Below are 21,326 nucleotides of genomic sequence, written 5' to 3'. Positions count from 1 at the left end.
GCATACTGACCTCATGCGACCACAACGTACAGAATTCGAGCCGATCGCACTGGGCGACCGCGAGACGACGCTGCTCATGAAGTCGATCCTGATCCCACGCCCGATCGCGTGGGTGGGCACGACTGACGACGCAGGCGTCGCGAACCTCGCCCCGCACTCGTTCTTCACGATGGTCTCCGAGACGCCGCCGGTCGTCATGTTCTCCTCCACCGGCCGCAAGGACACCCTCGCCAACGCCGAGGCGACCGGCGAGTTCACCGTCTCGCTCGTCTCCCGGCCGCAGTTCGAGGAGGCCAACCAGACGTCCGCCGGCTACGCGCCGGAGGTCAGCGAGTTCGAGGCCGCCGCGGTCGCCCAGGAGCCCTCCGCCGTCGTCGCCCCGCCGCGCGTGGCATCGTCCCCAGCCGTCATGGAGTGCACCGTCGAACGCATCATCCCGGTGGGCGACAGCTTCATGGTGCTGGGGCGGGTCGTCCACGTCGCTGTGGACACCCGCACGCTGAGCACCGATGCGCGGGGACGCACCCTGCCGCTCGCGCAGGACCTGGATCCCCTGGCCCGTCTGGGTCGCAATGAGTGGGGCTCCCTGGGCGACGTCTTATCGGCCCCGCGGCCGCACGGCGGCGGCAACCCGCAGTGAGCAGCGGCGCTGACGGCTCAACACCCGGCTGCTGAACAGCCGTCAGCAGTTCAGCAACCGGCAGCTCAGCAGCCGGCAGCTCAGCAGCCGGCAGCTCAGCAGCCGTCAGTCCTGCAGGAGGCCGACGAACTCCTCGGTGGAGATGACCGGAGCGAAGAACTCGTTGATGCGCTCGAAGGCGGCCTGCTCCTGTTCGGGCTTCTGGGCTCCCGTGGTGTCGCCGATGACGATCGGCAGGAAGCCGTTGTCCCGCGCTGCTCGCGCGTTGCCCTCGATGCACCAGTCCAGGTGGATGCCGGCGAGCACGATGACCTCGACCCTGCGACGTGCCAGGTCACCCATGAGGTCGGTCCCGACGAAGGCGGTCTGGAACGCCGTCTCGAAGAATTCCCGGTCACCGGGCTCCACGAGCTCGCGCAGTTCGCTCACGAGGGTGTTGTCCCACGCGATCTGCTCCGGCGTCGCGTCGATCGCTCCGGTCCACGAGTGGTACTGCACGCGGTCGAAATCGGACTTCGGGTAGTCGTCGCGGAAGATCGAGTAGCCCACCCAGTTGAAAGCGAAGTTCCCGGCCCGCCGCGCGGCGGCAGCGGCTCGCACGGTCTTGTCCAGCGTGCCACGATGCGCGTGCCCCTCGGCGTACTGAGCTCCGCCCGGCCGATAGCAGGAGTTCGACTGCCCGATGGATACGAAGGCTGCGGGGCGCCTGAGGATCTCCCGCAGGTCCAGCTGCTTCCAGTGGTCGGCAAGCGGGGGGATCGCATCGGTGTTCGTGGGTGGGAGCCCGGCGATGACGTCGCCGGGGAGCTCGAGCGGTTCGAGCGGGCTCACACGATCGAATCCGGTCACGGCCGGGCTGGCAGTGGTGGTGTCAGTGGCGGTGTCAGTGGTGGTGTCAGTGGCGACGGACATGGGTGCTCCTCGTGGATCGGGACATTCCTGCGCGATGGACGGGTCACCGTGCATCGCTCCTCACCTGCACGCTAGGGACCCGTCCATCCTGTCCGGGCGGGAACGTCACGGAACGACACACGACGACTCGTGCCGTCACACGCTTCCGGCGTGGCACGCTGGATCCATGAGAGACCCACTCCGCCGCCTCACTCTGCGGATCGGCATCGTCGTCTACGTCTGCGGGCTGCTGCTCACCCTCCTGATCGGCCCGGACACCGTCCCCCAGCACGTCGGCTCCAGCGGTGAGGTGAACGCGTGGGCCTCGAAGTCGAGCCACGTCCTCGTCATGATGGGGCTGGGAGCATTCCTCTTGCTCGTCACCGTCGGTTCGAAGGCATTGGTGTCACGCGTCGACGCGTCGTGGATCAACCTGCCGGACCGCGCCGCGCACGCCTACTGGACGGCGCCGGACAATCGTCCGACGTTCAATCGTCGTATGCGTGCCGACATCGACTTCCTCATGGGCATCACATTCGTCTTCGTCGCGATCATCAGCACCACCGTGGCACTCACGGCTCAGCGGACTGAGTCAGCAGGTCCGTTCGGGATCACATCAGTCATCGCTGTCTCGATCTATCTGGCTGCGATGATCGGCTACTGCGTCTTCCTCGCAGTCGGGGGTCGCTACGCGGTGCCCGACGATTCCTCAGGAGCCTGATCGGGCGCCGTCTCCGCACCCGCCTGACCGGGCGCCGGGTTCAGCTCCATCGCACGCGCAGCCTCCTGCCGTCGTGCGACCCGCTTGCGGCCTGCGCGGAAGAGCTCGTCGAGCGCGAAGGCCATGATGAGGGTCAGTGCGAAGAAGCGCAGCAGGGTCAGCAGCCCCATCCACGTCGAATCCAGTCCCGCAGACTCGTCCAGTGCTGTGACATCCGCGAGCGGCACCGCGATGGCGAAGCCGAGCTCTGTGAGGAACCACAGTCCCATCACGGGGAGCAGACGCACCGACAGTGCGGCGAACGGCAGCAGCCACAGGGACATCGACGTCGACGAGCCGGGCGCCACCACCACGGACAGCGCCAGGAGGGCCGTGATGGTGAGCACCGTCTGCTGCAGGTGGGCGACGTCGTCCGTCTTCTCCAGCCTCCTCAGCAGATCCAGGCGAGAGGACGTGGAAGAGGACAGGTCTTCCGCAGTGGCGTTGTCAGCATCGGTGTCTGCGACCTCGGCGGCGGCTGTGGGGGCGAGCATCATCCGCGACGCGGCCATAGCGGTGATCGCGACGACGCCCAGCGTCCAGACGACCAGCAGACCCGTCACGAAGGTGGGTTCGTCGCCCCACCCCTGAGCCAGGACGACGGAGGCGATCGATCCGCGATCCACCGCGTCGGCCATCCAGACTGACAGGCGTGAGGGGAGCCGTCCGTCTGCCAGGGTCAGGAGACCCGAGGCGAGAGCGAAGCCGGCGAGCACGAGGATCGCGTTCCCCCGATCGCGTGAAGCACCGATGAGGACCCCCACCAGCACGATGAGCCCGAGCGGACCGGTGAAGGCCGCCACGGCGAGCATCGCACCCGCGGACAGCAGCGTCGGGGTGGTGCGTGCGCCGCTCAGCAGGACGCAGGCCCAGACCGCGAGCGCGACGCCGACGGGGTCCAGTGACTGGCCGATGCTGAACACGATCACCGGGGACACGAAGGCGACCATGGCCCACGACAGGCTCACCGCACGCGAACGGGGTGCGCCGAAGCCCAGCGCCCGGGCCAGTGCGAGCACGCCCACCCCCATGGCGGCGAACGCTGCGGTATTGAGGACCAGGAGGAAGCCCATGGCCTCTCCCGCGGTGGCGCCCAGACTCGACATGAGGATGACGAACCAGTAGGTCAGAGGCGCGAAGCCGGCAAGGCCTGAGGTGACACGTCCTGCGGCGTCCGGGAGCGCGTCGCTGCCCATCGCCAGCGCCACGGGCGACTGACACAGCCGGAACCCCGCACGGGGCAGCTCGTAGCCGCCCGTCTGACACGTCACCTGCAGCAGCAGCCCCACGAGCACGGAGAGGCCGAGCAGCCCCAGAAGAACCCACGCGAGGCTGGCCGAAGCGCGGCGATCAGTGCGGGCGAAGCGGGTGCCTGCACCGCCCAGCAGGGGTGCGGCGACGTGCGCAGGTGACGCCGGGTGCCTGCTGTTCACGGGGGTCCTGTCCATACGGGCCAGCCTAAGTGACGCGGGAGTGGGTCCGGGAGCGCGCGGGACCGACGGGGACGAACCCACCGCGAAGGACGGGCAATTCGAGTGCGCAGGACTCGGACGCCACGTGCCATGAGATCACTCGAGTGCTGCTCACTCGGCAGTCTGGCGAACTGTGCGGGTCGTGAATCGCCGAAGGTGGCCCCGCGTGCTGCGGGGCCACCTTCGGTCGACTACCTGTTCTCAGGCAGCGCGGGTCTCATCCAGTCGTGGGGATGTCGTCCGGCAAAATCCCTCCACCGTCGGAACCATTGTCGGAACCGCCGCCGTTGGAGCCACCGTCAGAGCCGCCATCGGAACCACCGTCGGAGCCGCCGTCGTTGTCGCCGCCGCCTGATCCGCCGTCGTCGGAACCGCCGTCCTCGTCTCCGCCGTCTTCGTCGCCCTCGTCCTCTTCAGGCTCTTCGGGCTCCTCTTCACGAGCGTCGTCTCCGGAGTCCTCCTCGGAGGAGTCTCCGTCGCCACCGCCCCCGTTGCCGCCCGGGTTCTGCGGCTGCTGCGGCTGCTGCGGCTGCGGGGCCGGGGCGGGTGCCTGGTCGGGAACACCGGAGTCGTTGGCCGGCTTGTCGACCTGCGGCAGCTCACCGCGCTCCGGGAACTGCTCGACCGGCAGTTCCATCGCGTCGACGGCATCGATCATGTAATCGGTCCACACCATCGTCGGGAAGGAGCCGCCGGTGATCTCACCGCGCCCGCCGTACGGCCCGATCTCCACCGGGTTGCCGTTCTCGTCCTCACGGAAGATCGACACGGCGGTCGACAGGTTCGGGGTGTACCCGGCGAACCATGCCGAATACGCGTTCTGCGACGTACCGGTCTTTCCCGCGGCCGGACGGCCGAGGTTGGTCGCGTACGAGCCGGAGCCTCCGGTCACCACATTGCTCAGCGCGTAGGAGGTCTCAGCCGCGACGGCCTGGTCGATCGCCTGGTCGCCCTTCGCCTCCGCTTCGTGGACGACCTCTCCCTCGGGATCAGTCACCGAATCGACGAAGTGGACCTGGTGATGCACGCCCTCCGCTGCGAACGTCGAGAACGCACCGGCCATCTGCGTGACCGTCGGGCTCGCAGTGCCCAGGACGTTCGCCGCGTTGGGCTCCAGGCCGACAGTGTCGTCCGGGAAGCCCGCGCGCTGCGCGACGTCCATGGTCTTCTCCGGACCGACTTCGATGTTCAGCTGCGCGTACGCGGTGTTGATCGATGACTGGGTGGCGCGCAGCAGGCTCACGGACCCATAGGTGGAGCCGCCGTAGTTGCGGACCGTCCAGGGAGTGCCGTCGTAGTTGAAGGTCGTCCCGCTGGTGCCGGAGAAGTAGTCCGTCAGGCGGAAACCGTTCTCCAGGCCCGCGACGAGGGTGAAGACCTTGAAGGTCGAACCCGCCTGGGCCGTATCCTGGGTGGCCGTGTTCTGCGCGCGCTCCAGATAGTCCTCGCCGCCGTAGATCGCGACGACGCCTCCGGTCGCCGGATCAACAGATGACAGCCCCACGTGCATGCCGTCGTTCAGCTCCGGCAGCTTCTCGACCGCATCCACTGCGGCGTCCATCGCGCCTTCATCGAAGGTCGACACGATGTCGTAGCCGCCGCGGTTGAGCTCGTCCTCCGTGTAGCCCACGGACTTCAGCTCGCTCATGACGGTCGACAGCAGGTAGCCGTTCTGGCCCTTGTACTGATTGTCCTTCGGGTTCTCCCCGACGTCCGGCATCTCCGTCGCAGCCGCTTCCTCTTCTGTGAGGTAGTCGAGCTTCACCATGCTGCGGAGGACGTACTGGAAGCGGTCTTCGTACTGCTCAGGCTCGTCTGCGGGGTCGGCCGCGCCCGGACGCTGGATCATCGCCGCCAACAGAGCGCTCTCTGCCACGTCGAGTTCGCTCGCCGGCTTGTCGAAGTAGTTGTTCGCAGCCACTTCGATGCCGTAGCTCTGGCGACCCAGATAGATCGTGTTGAGGTAGTTCGCCAGCACCTCGTCCTTCGAGAGCTCCTGGTCGATCTTCAGCGAGATGAACATCTCCTTGACCTTGCGGTCGATGGAGCGCTCATTGGTGAGGTAGAAGTTCTTGACGTACTGCTGGGTGATCGTAGATCCGCCGCCTGCGTAGTCGTCTGTCACGACGCCCCATACCGCGCGGCTGAGCCCGCGGAACGAGATGCCGCGGTTCTCGTAGAACGACTGGTCCTCCGCCGCGATCGCCGCCTGCCGCATGGCCGGAGAGATCTCGTCGATCGACACGTTGGTTCGATCCTCCGCGGAGAACGACCCCACTTCCGTCTCACCGTCCTGGTAATAGACGGTCGACGTCTGACCCGCGGCCTCCACGTTGGGCTCGGGGACGTCAGTCACCGCGTAGCCGATGCCGAACGCACCCAGGCCCACCGCGACGAAGAGCAGAACTGCGACAGCCCAGTGGCGGAGAGCCGGCACCCACCTGCGCCACCCGGTCCGTCCGGGGCGGGGGTAGCCGACCCAGCGGGCGAACCGTGAGGACATGCCCTTGGCACCGCTCGCAGTCGCGGCGGCGCCGGCACCGGCCTTCGCAGCGGCCGAGCCGCTGTGATGACGGCCCTGCGAACCGGCATGCCTAGGAGTTTCGGATGGGGTCACGGAGTCCTCCGCTGTCGAAGTGTGGGACAGGCCGTCGCACAGCCGAGCATCACCGCAGCGGAAGACACCCTGCAATCGAATGCACGCTCACCGTGCCGACAACCCGTCGATTCAAGCACGCATTCATGGTAAGCACCTGAACGTGCACCTGGCGTTCAGGAAGCCCTTCGACTTGCCGGAATCGCATCAACTCGTGACGAGCTTCACCCCTTGAGCGACGGGAAGTCCGTGTCAGCCCATTCCCGGACGCCCGGTTCCGCATCCCTGGAATCCCCGCCGTCGACCGTCGAGGCCCCCGCCGCACCCGCGGTCCCTGCGGATCCGGCTCCACCGGATCCGACCATCGCACCCGCGGAGGGAACGCTTCCGGAGTCTCCGTGGAGCTCCCGCTCGCGGGCACGCAGCTCGACGCGGCGGATCTTCCCGGAGATCGTCTTCGGGAGGTCGGCGAACTCGATGCGCCTGATCCGCTTGTACGGGGCGAGGTTCTCCCGGCAGAAGCGGAGGATGTCCTCGGCGGTCTCCGCGGTGGGCTCGAACCCGCCGCGCAGCACGACGTACGCCTTCGGCACTGCGAGGCGCAGCGGATCCGGCGACGGCACGACCGCGGCCTCGGCGACAGCTTCGTGCTCGATGAGCACGCTCTCGAGCTCGAACGGGGACAGGCGGTAATCGCTGGCCTTGAACACGTCGTCTGCGCGCCCCACGTACGTGTAGACGCCGTCCTCGTCCTTCGTCGCCACGTCACCCGTGTGGTAGACGCCGTCGATGAACGCCTCCGCAGTCCTCGCCTCGTCGCCCCAGTAGCCGATCGTCAGGCCCAGGGGACGCGGGTCGATGCGCAGGCAGATCTCGCCCTCCGCCGTCTCCTCGCCCGTCGCAGGGTCGATGAGGACGGGGTCGTAGCCGGGCATGGCGACACCCATCGCCCCGGGCTTCATCGCGTGGCCGGGGGGATTGCCGATCTGCAGGGTCGTCTCCGTCTGTCCGAATCCGTCGCGGATCGACACGCCCCATGCGCGCTCGACGATCGCGATGACCTCCGGGTTGAGCGGCTCACCGGCCCCCAGCGCCTTCTGCGGCGGGGTCTTCAGCGTGCTGAGGTCGGCCTGGATCAGCATGCGCCACACCGTGGGCGGCGCGCAGAAGCTCGTGACGCCCACACGATCCATGACGTCCATGAGCTCTGCCGCGTCGAACCGCGCGTAGTTCACGATGACGACGCACGCACCGGCGACCCACGGGGTGAAGAAGTTCGACCACGCGTGCTTCGCCCATCCGGGGGACGCGATGTTGAGGTGGCGGTCGCCGGGCTCCAGACCCATCCAGTACATCGACGACAGGTGGCCCACGGGGTAGGAGGTGTGGGTGTGGGCGACCATCTTCGCCTTCGACGTCGTACCGGAGGTGAAGTAGAGGAGGAGGAGCTCGTCGGCCCGGGTCAGCCCGTCGACCTCGAACTCATCGGATTCGGCAGCGGAGTCCGCATAGGACACAGATCCCTCGCCGACGCCGGCTCCCTCGCCGACAGCGGCTGCTGAGGAAACGGGCACATCGATGACGACGCGCACGACCTCACGATCGACGTCGTCGAACTTCACAGCGTCCTCGGCTGCTGCGACGACGAAGTCCGCTTCGCCGCGCACAGCACGGTCCTCGAGATCCTTGGGCCCCAGCTGCACGGTGGTGGGCAGCAGCACAGCGCCCAGGCGGATGCCGGCGAGCATCGTCTCCCACAGTTCCACGCGGTTGCCCAGCATCACCATGACGCGACTGCCGCGCCGTACACCGGCACCCCTCAGGAGGTTCGCGACCTGGTTCGACCGACGGCGCAGCTGATCGAAGGACCATACCTGCTCACTGCCGTCGCCCTCGATGATCCAGAGAGCAGGATCGTCGTTCCCCTCTGCCAGGGGATCGAACCAATCCGAGGCGAAGTTGAAGTGCTCGAACTCCGGCCACGCGAAGTCGGCACGGGCCGCCTCGATGTCCAGTCGGTGGGTGAGAAGGGTGTCGCGAATCGCACGGAACTGCTCTGTGACGGTCCCGGCCGATCCTGCCTGCGGTGCACCGTTGTCAGCGGGCTGGACTGTGGCCATGAGTTCTCCTTCGAATCCTTCGGCAGCCGTGTGGGGATGCGCACGCACGACGTCTGCGGCAAATGTATCAGTCGCGGCATCAGGCCAGGTCGGAGGCTTATTCCGTCCATGACGGCGGCGGAATCACCCCTGTTCCGCGTACCACTCGCGCAGTCGGCGCTCCGCCTCGTCGGGTCCGACGATGCCGTCCTCCATGCGGATCTCGAGCATGTGGCGGTAGGCGGCTCCGACGAGCGGACTGGGCGGGATCCCCAGGATCTCCATGATCTGCTTCCCGTCGAGCTCCGGGCGGATGGAGTCGAGCTTCTCCTTCTCCGCCAGCGCCGCGATCCGCCGTTCGAGGTCGTCGTAGTTCCGCGCCAGGCGCTGCGCCTTGCGCCTGTTGCGCGTCGTCACGTCCGACCGGGTGAGGATGTGGAGGCGCCGCAGCTGGTCGCCGGCGTCCGTCACATAGCGGCGCACCGCGGAGTCGGACCAGCCGGCGTCGCCGTAGCCGTAGAACCGCAGGTGCAGCTCCACGAGCTTCGCGACCTTCTTCGTCGTGTCCTTGTCGAAGGTGAGCGCCTTCATCCGCTTGGAGGTGAGCTTGGCGCCGACGATGTCGTGGTGGTGGAACGTCACACCGCCGTCCTCGTCGAACCGCCGTGTCCTGGGCTTCCCCACGTCGTGCATGAGTGCGGCGAAGCGCACGATGAAGTCCGGGGACGTGAACGCGGACGGGTCGTCCTGGTCGTCCGGATCGTCCACCGCGTATGTGGGCTCCAGCCCCACGGTCTGGTCGAGGACGGTCAGCGAGTGCTCGTACACGTCCTTGTGGCGGTTGTGCTCGTCCTGCTGATCGCGCAGTGCGGCGAATTCGGGGAGCACGTGATCGCCGATGCCCGTGTCCACGAGCAGCTCGATTCCCGCCCGCGGCCGCAGTCCCGTCATCAGCTTGGTGAGTTCATCGCGGACGCGCTCCGCGGAGATGATGTCGATGCGCTCGCTCATGCGGGTCATCGCCTCGCGGACCTCGGGGGCGACGGCGAAGTCCAGCTGCGAGGAGAAGCGGGCGCCGCGCATCATGCGCAGCGGGTCGTCGGAGAAGGAGTCCTCCGGTGTGCCGGGCGTGCGGATGACGCCGGCGGCGAGGTCCGTGAGGCCGCCGTGCGGGTCGACGAACACGCGGCCGGGGAGGCGGACCGCCATCGAGCCGATCGTGAAGTCGCGGCGCACGAGGTCGTCGTCCAGGGTGTCGCCGAACGCCACGACGGGCTTCCGCGAGTCCGCGTCGTACTGCTCCGCCCGGTATGTGGTGATCTCGATGAGACGGTCGCCCTTGCGCAGGCCGATCGTGCCGAACCGCTTGCCGATGTCCCAGTGGGCGTCGGCCCATCCCTTGATGACGGCCAGGATGTCGTCGGGGCGGGCGTCCGTCGTGAAGTCCAGATCGGGCATGTCGCGGCCCAGCAGCGCGTCGCGGACAGAGCCGCCCACCAGCGCGAGCTCATAGCCGCGCGCTGCGAACCTCTCCGCCAGCGGGTCGAGGACGTGGGCGAGTCCGTCGAGTGCCTCGAGCATCCTCGCGTGCGCCTGTGCTGCGTCCACGCAGTCTCCTCCTGATCGGTGCCGTCGTCCGTGGCCCTGCGGGGCCCGGAGCGCGCACAAGCCTACCGGCACCGGGGAGCGAGCTCAGAGCCGTCCGGCGGCAAGCGGCCCGCCACATACGCGGCGATGCGGGCGACGACCGGGTCCGCATCGCCGGTGAGTGCGCTGAGTGCCTCCCGCACGCGAGGCCCCCGCAGTTCCCCCAGTGCCTGGACCGCCCGCTGCCGTCCGGCCGCCGAGGTGTCCCCGTCGCGCATGCGCTGGGACAGCACGTCGACCACCGCCGAGATCGTGGCCGCACCCGCTGCCACGAGACCGGCCAGCCCTTCCGCCGCTTCGACGTCGTGGTCGCCGTCGACGATCATCCGCACGAGTTCGTCGCGGAGGACGACTGCCGCCTCGGCGCGATCCGATCCGACTCGGGCCTCGTCAACGGTGCCCCCGATCCGGGAGGCGAGCGCGAGCGCCGACCGGGACCGGACCTCGGCGTCGGTGTCGACGAGTGCCCGCACGAGGAGGGTCATGGCGTCACGACCAGGCCGGTCCGCCAGAGCAGGCAGGTCCGCCAGGAGGCCGACGGCTCGGCGGCGCTCCTGCACCGACGCGGATCCGAGCGCCTCCTCAAGGAGTGCCAGCGGTGCGTCGTCGTACGCTGCCGCGCGCGCCAGAGCCCAGCGGACCGCGCCGGCGGTGTTCGTCTCGTCCTCGGCGAGGGCGGCCTCGACGAGGGCAGAGGCGGGCAGGGTGCTGTCCGGGCTGAGGGCAGCCTGCTGTCGTTCCCGCGGATCGTCCGACCGGACCGCGCGCAGGAGGGCGACCGTGCGCAGGACGTCCTCCCACCTCTCAGGCGCACGGGATCGGGTGTGCTCGAGCCGTCCCAGCAGCTCCTGCTCCGCAGCGATGCGAGAGCGGGTGCGCTCGATGAGCTCGTCGAGGACCGCGGACGGATCGTGGGGATCAGCGTCCTCGAGTACCTCGGCGACGTCTGCGAGCCCCATGCCGAGCGATCGCAGCGCCTCCACGTGGAGGATCCGCCGGAGGTCCCTCTCCGCGTAGTCCCTGTATCCGGTCGCTGTGCGCGCCTGGGGACTCACGAGACCCAGGGCGTCGTAGTGACGCAGCATCCGCACGCTCACGCCGGATCTGTGCGACACCTCACCGATGCGCATCAGGCTCCTCCTGCCAGCATGTCTGGGGCGAGCGGATGCCCACGACATCCATGCTCCGAACGCACCCCGACGTTGTCAATGCTCTGTCGATGCCCGGGGGGTGACCATGCCGACCACCTTTCGTCGTTCGCGCTTCGTCGTTCGCCCGTTCTCACTCACCCGAGCTCGCGCCCCTCAGCGCCCAGCGCCCGCACCCGCTTCGCCTCCTCGAGCGCACCCGCGAACCCGGCGTCCGGATCGTCCCGCAGCCGCAGCGTCGCCTCGGCGTGAACCCGGACCGCCTCGTGAGGCGAGGTCGTCGCACGGGTGAGCGGCGCCTCGGCGGCGTCTCCCACTTCGACCAGCGCCCGGCTGAGGCTCCTCTGCACGTCAGTGGACCCGTGACCAGCGGTCCCGCGTCCCAGCTGGGTGACCAGCACCTCGGCGAGCGTCGCCTCGGCTCCGGCCGGCACCAGCACCACTGCGGCGCGCCACGCGGCACGGGCGACATCGTCGTCCTCGTCCCGCAGCAGTGCGTCCGTGAGGTGCGGCCACGCGGAGCGATCGCCGATCTTCGACAGGGTGTGCAGCACCTGGCTGCGCGCCTGCGGCACGGTCGAGCCCAGTTCTGCCACGAGGAGTGGCACGGTCACGTCTGCGGGATGCCTGGTGAGGGACCACGTGAGCATGTCGCGGACGAAGAAGTCCGGTTCGATGCGGCAGCGCTCGACCAGCACCTCCACGTCCGTCGGATCCGGACGGGTACCCGCATCCATCGCGGCCCGCAGCCGCAGCGCTCCATCGCCGGCGGCGAGCGCCTGACGTCGCCTCTCCACGGCAGACGCCCTCCTCCCACCGGTCGCCTCCGGTGACGCATTCCACTCGGTCATCGCGACCACCTCCTGCGACCAGCCAAGACCCTCTCACCGTGTGAGGGTCAAGGTGGAGGGACATCCGCTGCCTCTTCACGTTCGGCGCTGACCCGTCACCACGGCACACGAGATCCCACCGGTCGTCGTGGCCTCAGGGGATCTCCAGAGCGCTTGGTTAGAGTATGACCATGTCACGACCCATGCCCAGACCGAGGATGCCGAAGCCGGGGCCGTTCCCGGTGCGCTCCTCGACCACGGAGGAGACCTCCGCGGGCGGCATCGTCGTCGATTTCGAGGCTCCCACGCTGGATGTCGCGATCATCGCCCGCATCAATCGGGCCGGCCGTCTCGAGTGGTGCCTGCCGAAGGGCCACCTCGAGGACGGAGAGACCTCTGCCGAGGCCGCGCGCCGCGAGATCGCGGAGGAGACCGGGATCGTGGGCAGCGTCATCGCACCCCTGGGATCCGTCGACTACTGGTTCTCCGTCTCCGGCAACCGCATCCACAAGGTGGTCCACCACTTCCTCCTCCGCGCGACCGGCGGTGACATCACGGTGGAGAACGACCCCGATCATGAAGCGGTCGATGCGGCATGGGTGCCGCTCGACGAGCTGGGTGAGCGGCTCTCCTTCGCGAACGAGCGCCGCATCGTCGCGGCGGCCCGCTCGCTGGTCTCCATGCTGCAGACCGACCGGCGCTGAGCTCACCTGTGCCGTCCGCTCCCAGCCGCCGCACCCGCACACCCCGCCTCGTCCTCGCGCGATGGGCCGCGGGTGCGGCCGCGTGCGCGCTGGCGCTGACGCCGCTCGCCCGGGGCACCGATGCCGCTGCCCAGCAGCAGCCCGATCCCGCCGCCGAGGCCCCCACCGCAGAGCCTGCCGCCTCGCCTCACGTCACCGTGGACGAGGTGAGCCCGTGGATGGAGAGCGACGGAGCACTCACGGTGACCGGACGCGTCATCAACCCGACGTCCGCGGACTTCACGCCGAGCAGCGTGGAGATCGTCCGCTCATCGAACCGCATGACGATGCGCGACGACGTGAGCGACTGGGTCGATCAGCAGACCGCGACGGTCCTGCTCGCGAGCTCCGATGACGAACCGCCCGAACCGGCAGACGACCCCGACGACCAGAGCGAGGGGGACGACGCGGAACCGGACGAGCCGACGCTCGAGGTGCCGGACCTCCCCACGACCGTCGCCCCCGGGGAGCAGGCGGAGTTCAGTTTCACGATCCCCGCAGATCAGTTCGGGGCCGGCGGCTCCGCCGTGAGCTCGTGGGGCGCCTACGGACTGGGTGCGACGCTCAGCGGGACCGCGGAGGCGGACTCGGAGAACCCTGCGGGGACGAGCTCGAGCAGCGTTCTCACCACCGCGCCCGCCTTCACCGTGTGGCACCCGGATCCCGGCATCGATCGCACCGAGGTGACGACGGTCCTCCCCATCACCCTCGACGCGACGAGCACGGACGGGGGACCTCTCATCGAGCCCGAACTGCTCGAACAGGCTGCGGATCCCGAGGCCACGGGCGACTACGCCGGCGCACTCCGCCGTGTGATCACTGCGGCGGACACGCTGCCGGAATCGGTCCTCGCGGTGGATCCGCGCCTGCTCGCCTCGGTCACCGCCGCGCTGGACCTCACCACGGAGGCAGAGGAGGACACGGAGGGCGAAGGAGCTTCGGACGGAGAAGACCCGGCGCCGGACGCTTCCGCCTCTGACGATGCGCCTCAACCCGGCGCAGAAGCGCAGTCCCCTGACGATGAGCAGACCCCTGACACGGCGGAGACCGACGGCGGAAGCGCGGACGGCGGGAACGCGAACGGTGAGGGCGACGGAACGACGGCACCCCAGGATGCCGGCGACCTGCCCACCACTCCCAGTGAGGAGGTCCAGGAGACCTACCCGCACCTCACGCAGTGGTACGAGGACGTCACGGAACTGGCGCAGGACCGCGAGATCATGGCCCTCCCATGGGCCGATGCCCACCTCACCTCGCTGTGGCACTCGGATATGAGCGCGCTCACGGAGACGGCGGTCGGGGACCGGGAGATCGTCGAATCGACGCTCGGAGGACGCACCGATGTGCTGTGGCCGGCGGCCGGGACCGTCCGCACCGGTGACCTGAACGCGATCGCGGAGGCCGGCGCAGAGACCGTGATCCTCTCCGACACCCAGCAGCCGTCACTCACCTCGTACACGTCCTCGGCGAACTCGGCGATCTCCGTCGACGGCGCCCGGGCCCAGCCCGGTGCCGCCGAGGATCCGGCGGGCACGGCCCCCGCGGGCGAACCGACCGTCCTCCAGAGTCTGGTGGCCGATTCCGGACTCTCCGAAGCGGCTGCGGTCCACTCCACCGGCGATTCCCCCGCCCCGGGGCAGTTCCTCGCCCTGTCCGCCGCGATCACCGCGGAACGGCCCTTCGACTCCCGTTCGCTCCTCCTCACCCTGCCGCGGACAGCGGCCGGGACCGGCCTGCCGGACCTCGCGGATGATCTCTCCCGTGCCCCCTGGGTCGAGGGCGCCACACTCGAACACCTGATGGACACGGAGCCCGTCGCCCGAGGCCCCCTCGTCGAGATGCCCGAGGTCGCGGACACGAGCGGGGCCGGTTCCGACGGGGCCGGTGCTGGTTCCGACGGGGCCGGTGCAGGTTCCGATGCGGCCAGTGCTGGTTCCGACGGGGCCGGTGCAGACCGGTCCGGCACCAGCAGCGGCGGTCCCGGCGAGATCGGAGCCGAGGCCGACGCCCATGCCGGGGAACAGGCTGCGGGTGCCAGCGCCCTCCTCGCATCGCTGCAGGAGCAGTACACGGCGGGTGCGGAGGCGTCGCACGCCTTCGTGGATGCGGAGGCGACGCGTCGTGACATGGCACGGGCACTGCTCGTGTGCACGGCCACGGGCGTCATCGAAGCGGACCGTGCGGACACCTGCACCGAGCACGCGACCGGATGGGTCGAGGGGATCGCGGAGGGCGTGCGCCCGGAGCCCGGGTCCTCCGTGCTGCTCGTCACCGGTGAGCAGGCGATGATCCCCGTCCGCATCGAGAACTCGACCGACCGGAGCGCGCGGGTGCGCCTGCGCGTCGAATCGCCCACCCCGCAGCTCAGCACGGAGGTCACCGACATCGTGACACTGGGACCCGAGGAGTCCCGCAGCGTGGAGGTCCCGGTGCGCGGCCTGGCGAACGCGGACGTCAACTCGACCGTCCGACTGCTCACCGCCGACGGCGATGTGCTGCCGCAGAGCACAGAGCTGCTGGTCCGTGTGCGCGCGGACTGGGAGAACACCGCGACGATCGCGATCGGGGCTGCATTGGTCCTCGTGCTGGTGGGCGGCCTGTTCAGGACGATCCGCCGCGGGCGGCGTAAGATCCCCAAGAATCAGCTCGACGCGGCGGTGGCTCGCGCAGAGGACGGGTGAGCACCCGCACCGACGACCACCCCCGGAAGCTCCTCACACTTCGAATCCCCCTGCGGAAGGACGTCAGTGGCCGCACGGCTCTCATCCCTCGCCCGATCCTCTGCGGTCATGACCGCGGGCACCCTCACCTCGCGCATCCTGGGCTTCGTCAAGACGATGCTCCTGGCCACCGCGATCGGTGTGACCGTGGGCGGCACGGCCGATGCGTTCGACGTCGCCAACAAGGTGCCGAACAACCTGTACATGCTGCTGGCGGGCGGTGTCCTCAACGCGGTGCTCGTTCCGCAGATCATCCGTGCGGCGAAGAGGCCCGACGGCGGCCAGGACTTCGTCAACCGCCTCCTCACGCTCGCGATCATGGTGCTCGGCGCGGTGACGGTGCTCGCGACTCTCGCGGCACCACTGCTGGTCCGGCTGTACTCATCGTCCGGGTGGAGCGAGGATCAGCGCGCACTCGCGATCGCGTTCGCCTACTGGTGCCTGCCGCAGATCTTCTTCTACGGCCTCTACACGATGCTCGGCCAGGTGCTCAACGCACATTCGAACTTCGGTCCCTACATGTGGGCGCCGGTGCTCAACAACGTCATCGCGATCGCCGGTCTGGGCGTCTTCATCCTCCTCTTCGGCACGGGTGAGGCGGGACAGCACGCGATCGGGACGTGGGACGCGACCAAGATCGCGGTGCTCGCAGGGTCCGCCAGCCTGGGCGTCGTCTGCCAGGCACTGATCCTGCTGTGGCCGCTCAAGAGGATCGGGTTCCGCTTCCGTCCCACGTTCGGGTTCCGCGGGGTGGGCCTGGGGACCGCTGGGAACATCGCGACGTGGACGTTCGGCGCGGTCCTCGTCGGCCAGCTGGGCTTCATCGTCACGTCGCGCGTCGCCGCCTCCGCCTCGTCGGTGAGCGGGGAGGTGAGCGCATCACTGGCCGCCTACACGATGTCGTACCTCGTGTTCATGCTCCCGCACTCACTGGTCGCGGTGTCGCTCGCCACCGCCCTCTTCACGTCGCTCAGCACCTTCGCCGCGCAGGACGACACGGATTCCGTGCGCGCCGCCCTGGGTCTGGGGCTCCGGCTCGTCGGCCTGGTCAACGTGTTCGCCACGGCAGCACTCATCACCCTGTCGACACCCGTCGCCATGGTCGTCGGCGGCTCGATCGACCCGGAGAGCGGTCTGCATCCGCTCGATCAGGCACGGGCTATCGGCCCGGTCATCGCCACGATGGTGGCGGGCCTCGTCCCCTTCAGCGCGAACTACCTGCTCCAGCGCGTCTACTACGCGTACGAGGACGCGAAGACGCCCTTCTGGGTGCAGGTTCCGCAGGTGGTGCTGACGGCGATCGGCGTGGTCGCCTCCGGGATGCTGCTGCCGGGACCGTGGATCGTCGCCGGCATCGGCGCCTCCATGAGCATCGGATACATCTTCGCTGCGATCGTCTCCGCGATCCTGCTGCGCGGCAAGCTCCAGCGTCTGGGGACCAGGGGCCTCGTCATCGCGCATCTGAAGTTCGCAGTCGCGGCCCTCATCGCGGCGGCCGTGGGCGCGGTCGGAATGCACTACCTGAGCGATTCCCTGTACTCGAGCAGGGCCGGGGCACTGCTCGTGACAGTCGTGGGCGGATCCATCATGCTCGCGGTGTATCTGGTCGTCTGCTATGCACTCCGCGTCAGCGAGCTGCGTCAGATCGTCCAGCTGGTCCGGACGAAGATCGGGAAGTAGGCACTGTTTCGCGACTGAGACGTACATGTGCTGGTTTCGTGACATGAGGTTCCCAGTCCACACACATCGAGCGAGATAAACTGAGGGACGCCTGCGACGAAGGTCCATCGCGGCGTGAGCTATTTCTTCGGGAGGGCACCAGGTGCGGATCGAGCGCGGTACTGTCATCGCAGACAGATACGTCGTCTCCGCAATCGAAAGACCCTGGCTCGCCGACACCCCGGAAGCGGGAGTCGTCTGCCTGGCACTCGACGCGATCCTCGACGCCCCCGTCATCCTCTATGCGGCTGATGCGGAGCTGTCCGGCGACCTGCTGGATGCCGGCCGTCGCCTCTCCCTCGTCAACGACCCCCGCGTCCCCTCCGTGCTCGACGTCGGATCCGCGGACATCGAGGACGGCCGTCGGATCGACTACGTCGTCTGCGAACGCACTGCGGCGACGTCCCTGGCAGAAGTGCTCACGTCCGGACCGATCGGCCCGGCTGAGGCCCGTGCGATCACCGGCGAGGTCTCCGAAGTGCTGGTCCATGCCGGTCGTCGCGGACTCCATCACCGGTGCCTGGGACCGGAGTCGATCGGCATCATGACGAACGGCGACGTGGTGGTCCACGGGATCGCCATCGACGCCGCGCTGTCCGAAGCGGCGCTCGGGCTCGAAGTCCAGACCGATACGACGGCTCTGCGGGAGGACGCCCTCGCGATCGTCGACATCCTGTACTCATGCCTGTCCGGTCAGTGGCCGAAGCCCGAATCCCGTGCCGGACTGCCCGCGGCGCCGCGGAAGAACCAGCGCGTCGTGGAGATCGAGACCCTGCGGAGCGATGTCCCGGAGGACCTCGCAGCATTCCTCACCGGCGTCACCTCCTTCAGCGATCCGGGTCCGCGCTCACCCGGCGAGATCGTCAGGTACCTGCGCGACTGGAAGCGCGACACCCTGGCGGACCTCGAAGGATCGCCGCTGCCAGACGAAGAGCTCTTCTCCGACGACGCACTCGTCGGAGAGGCGGCGGCTGAGGGCGACGGCGCAGAGACCGCGGACGCCGCAGCCTCGGCCGCCCCGCAGTCGCCCAGCGCAGGGGCGGCTCCCACGGACGAGGCGAGCGGCACCTCGGACGCGGCGACCTCCGAAGCCGACGCGACGGCGGCGGCCAGCACCTCGGCGGGAGCCGGCACGGTCGGTGCGAAGCCGACCGGGAATCTCTCCACCGATGCGCCGGCCGGGCGCACGAAGTCCACTGGCTCGACCATCGGGATGGGCAGCACGGGTGCGCGACCCACGACGGCGCCGCCGGCCCGGCCCACGGCGCCCGTCACGCCTCCGCAGCGACAGGCGACCCCGGACCAGATCCAGGCGGCGCTCGCACGGATCGGCATGAGCCGACCGGGCACGTCGGGCTATTCCGCAGGACGGTCGGACGGCGTCGTCACGAAGCTCGACGAGCAGATGCAGATGCGTGAGGCGAGTGTCTTCCCGCTCAGCGCCGACGATCTGTCCGGCGTCGATACCGAGGAGTGGACACCGGAGCAGACGTACTCCGACTACGAAGACCTCTCCGCCACGGAGTACGACAGCAACGTCACGGCGCCCATCCTCGACCGCGATGCGCTGTGGGGCGACTCCGAAGACGTCACCACGCAGTCCATGCCGATCATCCCCGACCCCACAGACGACGGCACGGGTGCTGACGAGCCGCTGGACGTGATGGCGACCGGTGCCGACTATGACGCGGACACGGCCGAGGTCCCCTCCGCGAACGGCACGGGCCCGATCGGATCGACGGAGGCAGAGGCCACGGACGACGACGGCTCGTGGTTCCTCGGAGGGGTCTTCACGACGCGTGAAGAGGAGATCGAGCAGCAGCGGGTCGCGTTCGAACGCGAGCGTGCGCTCGAACGGCGCCGTGCCGAAGCCGCGCAGCAGCGCGTGATCGCTGCCGAAGCGCGGAACACGCGCCAGCGCGAGGCATCGCAGAAGGAATCCGCTCGAGTGGAGACCGCGCGAGAGGAGACCGTGCGCAGCGAGTCCGCGCGAGACGAGTCCGCGCCGGGCAGCACTGCGCAGACGGCCACCGCGGCAGCATCCGCGAGTGCGATCACAGAGGCGGACGCTGCGAGGGAGTCTGAGGGGAAGGCTCCGGAGCAGTCGAGCAAGAGTCAGTCGACCACGACTCAGAAGGCGAACACGCAGACGGCGAAGTCCCAGAAGGTGAAGTCCCAGAAGGCCGGGGCGAACGGCACCGCGGCACAGGGTGCCTCGGCAGCCGCGGCGGCCACCCCGTCTGCCGCGGGCACACAGAGCAGTGGAGCCGGCAGCGGTGGCGGTAGCGGCAGCGGAGCCGGTAGCCGTACAGAGTCGTCCTCCGGATCGACGTCCTCCACTGGATCGGCACGCGCCCGCAGGAGGCGGACGATCACGCTCCTCGTGCTCGCGATCCTCGTCGTCGCGGCGATCATCATCGGTTTCGTCGCGCTGGGTGGTTCATCGGACGAGACAGCGTCTCCCGAACCCGCACAGCAGTCGACTCCCGCCGCAGAGCAGACCGAGGAGCCCGAACCCGCAGCACCGGCGCCGGTCATCGAAGAGATCACCGCGATCGATCCCGAAGGCGATGATGAGGAGAACTCCGATGAGGCGGAGCTCGTCATGCCCGGCGAGTCCGGCGGATGGCGCAGCGAGCGCTACAGCACCCCTGACTTCGGCGGACTGAAATCGGGCCTGGGCCTGATGGTCGAACTCGAGGAGGAATCGGAGATCTCCCAGCTCGACCTCCTCGCACCGGACGGGCAGTCCCTGCTGGAGGTGCGGGTCGGAGACTCCGACGACGTGGAGGAAGCGGAGACCGTCGAAGAGGTCGACCTGGACGGGGACGTCACCGTCGAGCTCGATGAACCGGCGACCGGACAGTATGTGTTCCTGTGGTTCACAGAGGCGACGGCTGAGGGCGACGGCTACCGTGCGATGATCGACGAAGTCGACATCAGCTGATCCGGCTGCGGACAGGGTCGTGCGCTCGGAGTGCTGTGCCCGGCGCGGAATATCGCGGACTCATACCGTGTTTGCTTGCTTGACAAGTGTAGGAGGGACATGACAACCCATCATCGTCTAGTGATCGTGGGCTCCGGACCAGCCGGATACACCGCCGCGATCTATGCCGCCCGTGCGAACCTGGAGCCCGTCGTCATCGCCGGGTCCGTCACCGCCGGCGGAGAGCTCATGAACACCACGGATGTGGAGAACTTCCCGGGATTCCCGGAAGGGGTCCAGGGTCCCGATCTCATGGAGAACATGCGGCAGCAGGCCGAGCGCTTCGGTGCCACCGTCGTCTATGACGACGTCACGGAGCTGACGCTCGAACCGGGCGCGCATGCGATCGTGACCGGTCTCGGCACCCGCTACACCGCGGAGGCTGTGATCCTCGCGACCGGCTCTGCCTACCGCGAACTGGGCCTCCCCAATGAGAAGAAGCTGTCCGGTCACGGCGTGAGCTGGTGTGCGACCTGCGACGGGTTCTTCTTCCGTGACCACCACATCGCCGTCATCGGCGGCGGCGACTCCGCGATGGAGGAGGCCACCTTCCTCAGCCGGTTCGCCTCGAAGGTCACCGTGGTGCACCGCCGCCAGGAGCTGCGCGCATCGCAGACCATGCAGGACCGGGCGAAGGCCGATCCGAAGATCGAGTTCGTCTTCGATTCGGAAGTCGCTGAAGTCCACGGCGAAGACTCACTCACCGGACTCACGCTTCGCAACGTGAACACCGGTGAGACTTCCGATCTGCCCGTGACCGGCATGTTCGTCGCGATCGGCTCCGACCCCCGCACATCGCTCTTCGCAGACCGGCTCGCACTCCGCGATGACGGCTACCTCCAGGTCGACGGACGCAGCTCCCGGACCAGCATGGAGGGCGTCTTCGCCGCCGGCGACGTGATCGACCCCGTATACCGGCAGGCGATCACCTCCGCTGGAACCGGATGCTCCGCGGCTCTGGACGCCGAGCACTACCTGGCATCCCGACCCCAGCAGCAGGCAGCGGAGGCCGACGCGGCAGTACCGTCGGTCGCCGTCGCGGGCGCCTGACCCACTCAACTCACTGCGCGTGCCG

14 protein-coding genes are annotated in these 21,326 nt (G+C 68.7%); 7 read left to right on the top strand and 7 right to left on the bottom strand.

The window, feature by feature from the left end; all coding sequences use genetic code 11:
* Positions 1 to 13: 13 nt before the first annotated feature.
* A complete protein-coding gene (locus tag BSP109_RS08985; protein WP_087003938.1) occupies positions 14 to 640 on the top strand; it encodes a flavin reductase family protein in 627 nt (208 codons plus the stop codon).
* A 105-nt stretch (positions 641 to 745) separates the two neighbouring features.
* On the opposite strand, the gene BSP109_RS08980 is transcribed toward BSP109_RS08985, so the two are convergent.
* Entirely contained in the window at positions 746 to 1,552 is an 807-nt protein-coding gene (locus BSP109_RS08980; protein WP_101600101.1) for a cysteine hydrolase, read from the bottom strand.
* Positions 1,553 to 1,718: 166 nt separating this feature from the next.
* On the opposite strand from BSP109_RS08980, the gene BSP109_RS08975 reads away from it, so the two are divergent.
* Complete coding sequence (locus tag BSP109_RS08975) at positions 1,719 to 2,252, top strand: DUF1648 domain-containing protein (RefSeq protein ID WP_087003931.1); 534 nt, start codon at positions 1,719 to 1,721, stop codon at positions 2,250 to 2,252.
* On the opposite strand, the gene BSP109_RS08970 is transcribed toward BSP109_RS08975, so the two are convergent.
* From BSP109_RS08970 to BSP109_RS08945, 6 genes are all read right to left on the bottom strand, one after another.
* Positions 2,219 to 3,739, bottom strand: coding sequence for a hypothetical protein (locus BSP109_RS08970; RefSeq protein ID WP_144573774.1), 1,521 nt, complete (start codon positions 3,737 to 3,739; stop codon positions 2,219 to 2,221). The two genes, BSP109_RS08975 and BSP109_RS08970, sit on opposite strands and share 34 nt — an antisense overlap.
* Positions 3,740 to 3,980: 241 nt before the next feature.
* Positions 3,981 to 6,380, bottom strand: coding sequence for a transglycosylase domain-containing protein (locus tag BSP109_RS08965; protein WP_101600148.1), 2,400 nt, complete (start codon positions 6,378 to 6,380; stop codon positions 3,981 to 3,983).
* Positions 6,381 to 6,583: 203 nt separating this feature from the next.
* A complete protein-coding gene (locus BSP109_RS08960; protein ID WP_101600100.1) occupies positions 6,584 to 8,479 on the bottom strand; it encodes an AMP-binding protein in 1,896 nt (631 codons plus the stop codon).
* Positions 8,480 to 8,602: 123 nt separating this feature from the next.
* Entirely contained in the window at positions 8,603 to 10,066 is a 1,464-nt protein-coding gene (locus tag BSP109_RS08955; protein ID WP_257944622.1) for a CCA tRNA nucleotidyltransferase, read from the bottom strand.
* A 62-nt stretch (positions 10,067 to 10,128) separates the two neighbouring features.
* Positions 10,129 to 11,235, bottom strand: a complete 1,107-nt coding sequence (locus tag BSP109_RS08950; RefSeq protein WP_101600099.1) for a MerR family transcriptional regulator — start codon at positions 11,233 to 11,235, stop codon at positions 10,129 to 10,131.
* Between the two features lie 155 nt (positions 11,236 to 11,390).
* Positions 11,391 to 12,104 carry a HEAT repeat domain-containing protein gene (locus BSP109_RS08945; RefSeq protein WP_101600098.1) on the bottom strand — a complete coding sequence of 238 codons (714 nt, stop codon included), beginning with the start codon at positions 12,102 to 12,104 and terminating at the stop codon, positions 11,391 to 11,393.
* 182 nt (positions 12,105 to 12,286) lie between these two features.
* Between BSP109_RS08945 and BSP109_RS08940 the strand changes: the two genes are divergently transcribed.
* The 5 genes from BSP109_RS08940 to trxB all read left to right on the top strand — a co-directional run bounded on the left by BSP109_RS08940 (position 12,287) and on the right by trxB (position 21,301).
* Positions 12,287 to 12,787 (top strand): NUDIX hydrolase, encoded by a 501-nt coding sequence (locus tag BSP109_RS08940; RefSeq protein WP_087003908.1) that lies wholly within the window; start codon positions 12,287 to 12,289, stop codon positions 12,785 to 12,787.
* Positions 12,788 to 12,795: 8 nt separating this feature from the next.
* Positions 12,796 to 15,507 carry a DUF6049 family protein gene (locus tag BSP109_RS08935; RefSeq protein ID WP_101600097.1) on the top strand — a complete coding sequence of 904 codons (2,712 nt, stop codon included), beginning with the start codon at positions 12,796 to 12,798 and terminating at the stop codon, positions 15,505 to 15,507.
* A gap of 66 nt (positions 15,508 to 15,573) precedes the next feature.
* Positions 15,574 to 17,226, top strand: coding sequence for a murein biosynthesis integral membrane protein MurJ (murJ, locus tag BSP109_RS08930; RefSeq protein ID WP_101600096.1), 1,653 nt, complete (start codon positions 15,574 to 15,576; stop codon positions 17,224 to 17,226).
* A gap of 142 nt (positions 17,227 to 17,368) precedes the next feature.
* Positions 17,369 to 20,212, top strand: coding sequence for a hypothetical protein (locus BSP109_RS08925; RefSeq protein WP_101600095.1), 2,844 nt, complete (start codon positions 17,369 to 17,371; stop codon positions 20,210 to 20,212).
* A 99-nt stretch (positions 20,213 to 20,311) separates the two neighbouring features.
* Complete coding sequence (gene trxB, locus BSP109_RS08920) at positions 20,312 to 21,301, top strand: thioredoxin-disulfide reductase (protein ID WP_101600094.1); 990 nt, start codon at positions 20,312 to 20,314, stop codon at positions 21,299 to 21,301.
* Positions 21,302 to 21,326 lie beyond the last annotated feature (25 nt).

This window comes from Brevibacterium sp. Mu109, from assembly GCF_900169375.1.
GTDB lineage: Bacteria > Actinomycetota > Actinomycetes > Actinomycetales > Brevibacteriaceae > Brevibacterium > Brevibacterium yomogidense_A.
The sequence above is the reverse complement of the archived record's forward strand: the minus strand, read 5'-3'. Positions and strand labels throughout refer to the sequence as shown.

Excerpts from the sequence above, each read along its gene's own strand:
- BSP109_RS08985 (WP_087003938.1), top strand. The coding sequence starts at position 14 with ATGCGACCACAACGTACAGAATTCGAGCCGATCGCACTGGGCGACCGC.
- BSP109_RS08980 (WP_101600101.1), bottom strand. The coding sequence starts at position 1,552 with ATGTCCGTCGCCACTGACACCACCACTGACACCGCCACTGACACCACC.
- BSP109_RS08975 (WP_087003931.1), top strand. The coding sequence starts at position 1,719 with ATGAGAGACCCACTCCGCCGCCTCACTCTGCGGATCGGCATCGTCGTC.
- BSP109_RS08970 (WP_144573774.1), bottom strand. The coding sequence starts at position 3,739 with ATGGACAGGACCCCCGTGAACAGCAGGCACCCGGCGTCACCTGCGCAC.
- BSP109_RS08960 (WP_101600100.1), bottom strand. The coding sequence starts at position 8,479 with ATGGCCACAGTCCAGCCCGCTGACAACGGTGCACCGCAGGCAGGATCG.
- BSP109_RS08950 (WP_101600099.1), bottom strand. The coding sequence starts at position 11,235 with ATGCGCATCGGTGAGGTGTCGCACAGATCCGGCGTGAGCGTGCGGATG.
- BSP109_RS08945 (WP_101600098.1), bottom strand. The coding sequence starts at position 12,104 with ATGACCGAGTGGAATGCGTCACCGGAGGCGACCGGTGGGAGGAGGGCG.
- BSP109_RS08940 (WP_087003908.1), top strand. The coding sequence starts at position 12,287 with ATGCCCAGACCGAGGATGCCGAAGCCGGGGCCGTTCCCGGTGCGCTCC.
- trxB (WP_101600094.1), top strand. The coding sequence starts at position 20,312 with ATGACAACCCATCATCGTCTAGTGATCGTGGGCTCCGGACCAGCCGGA.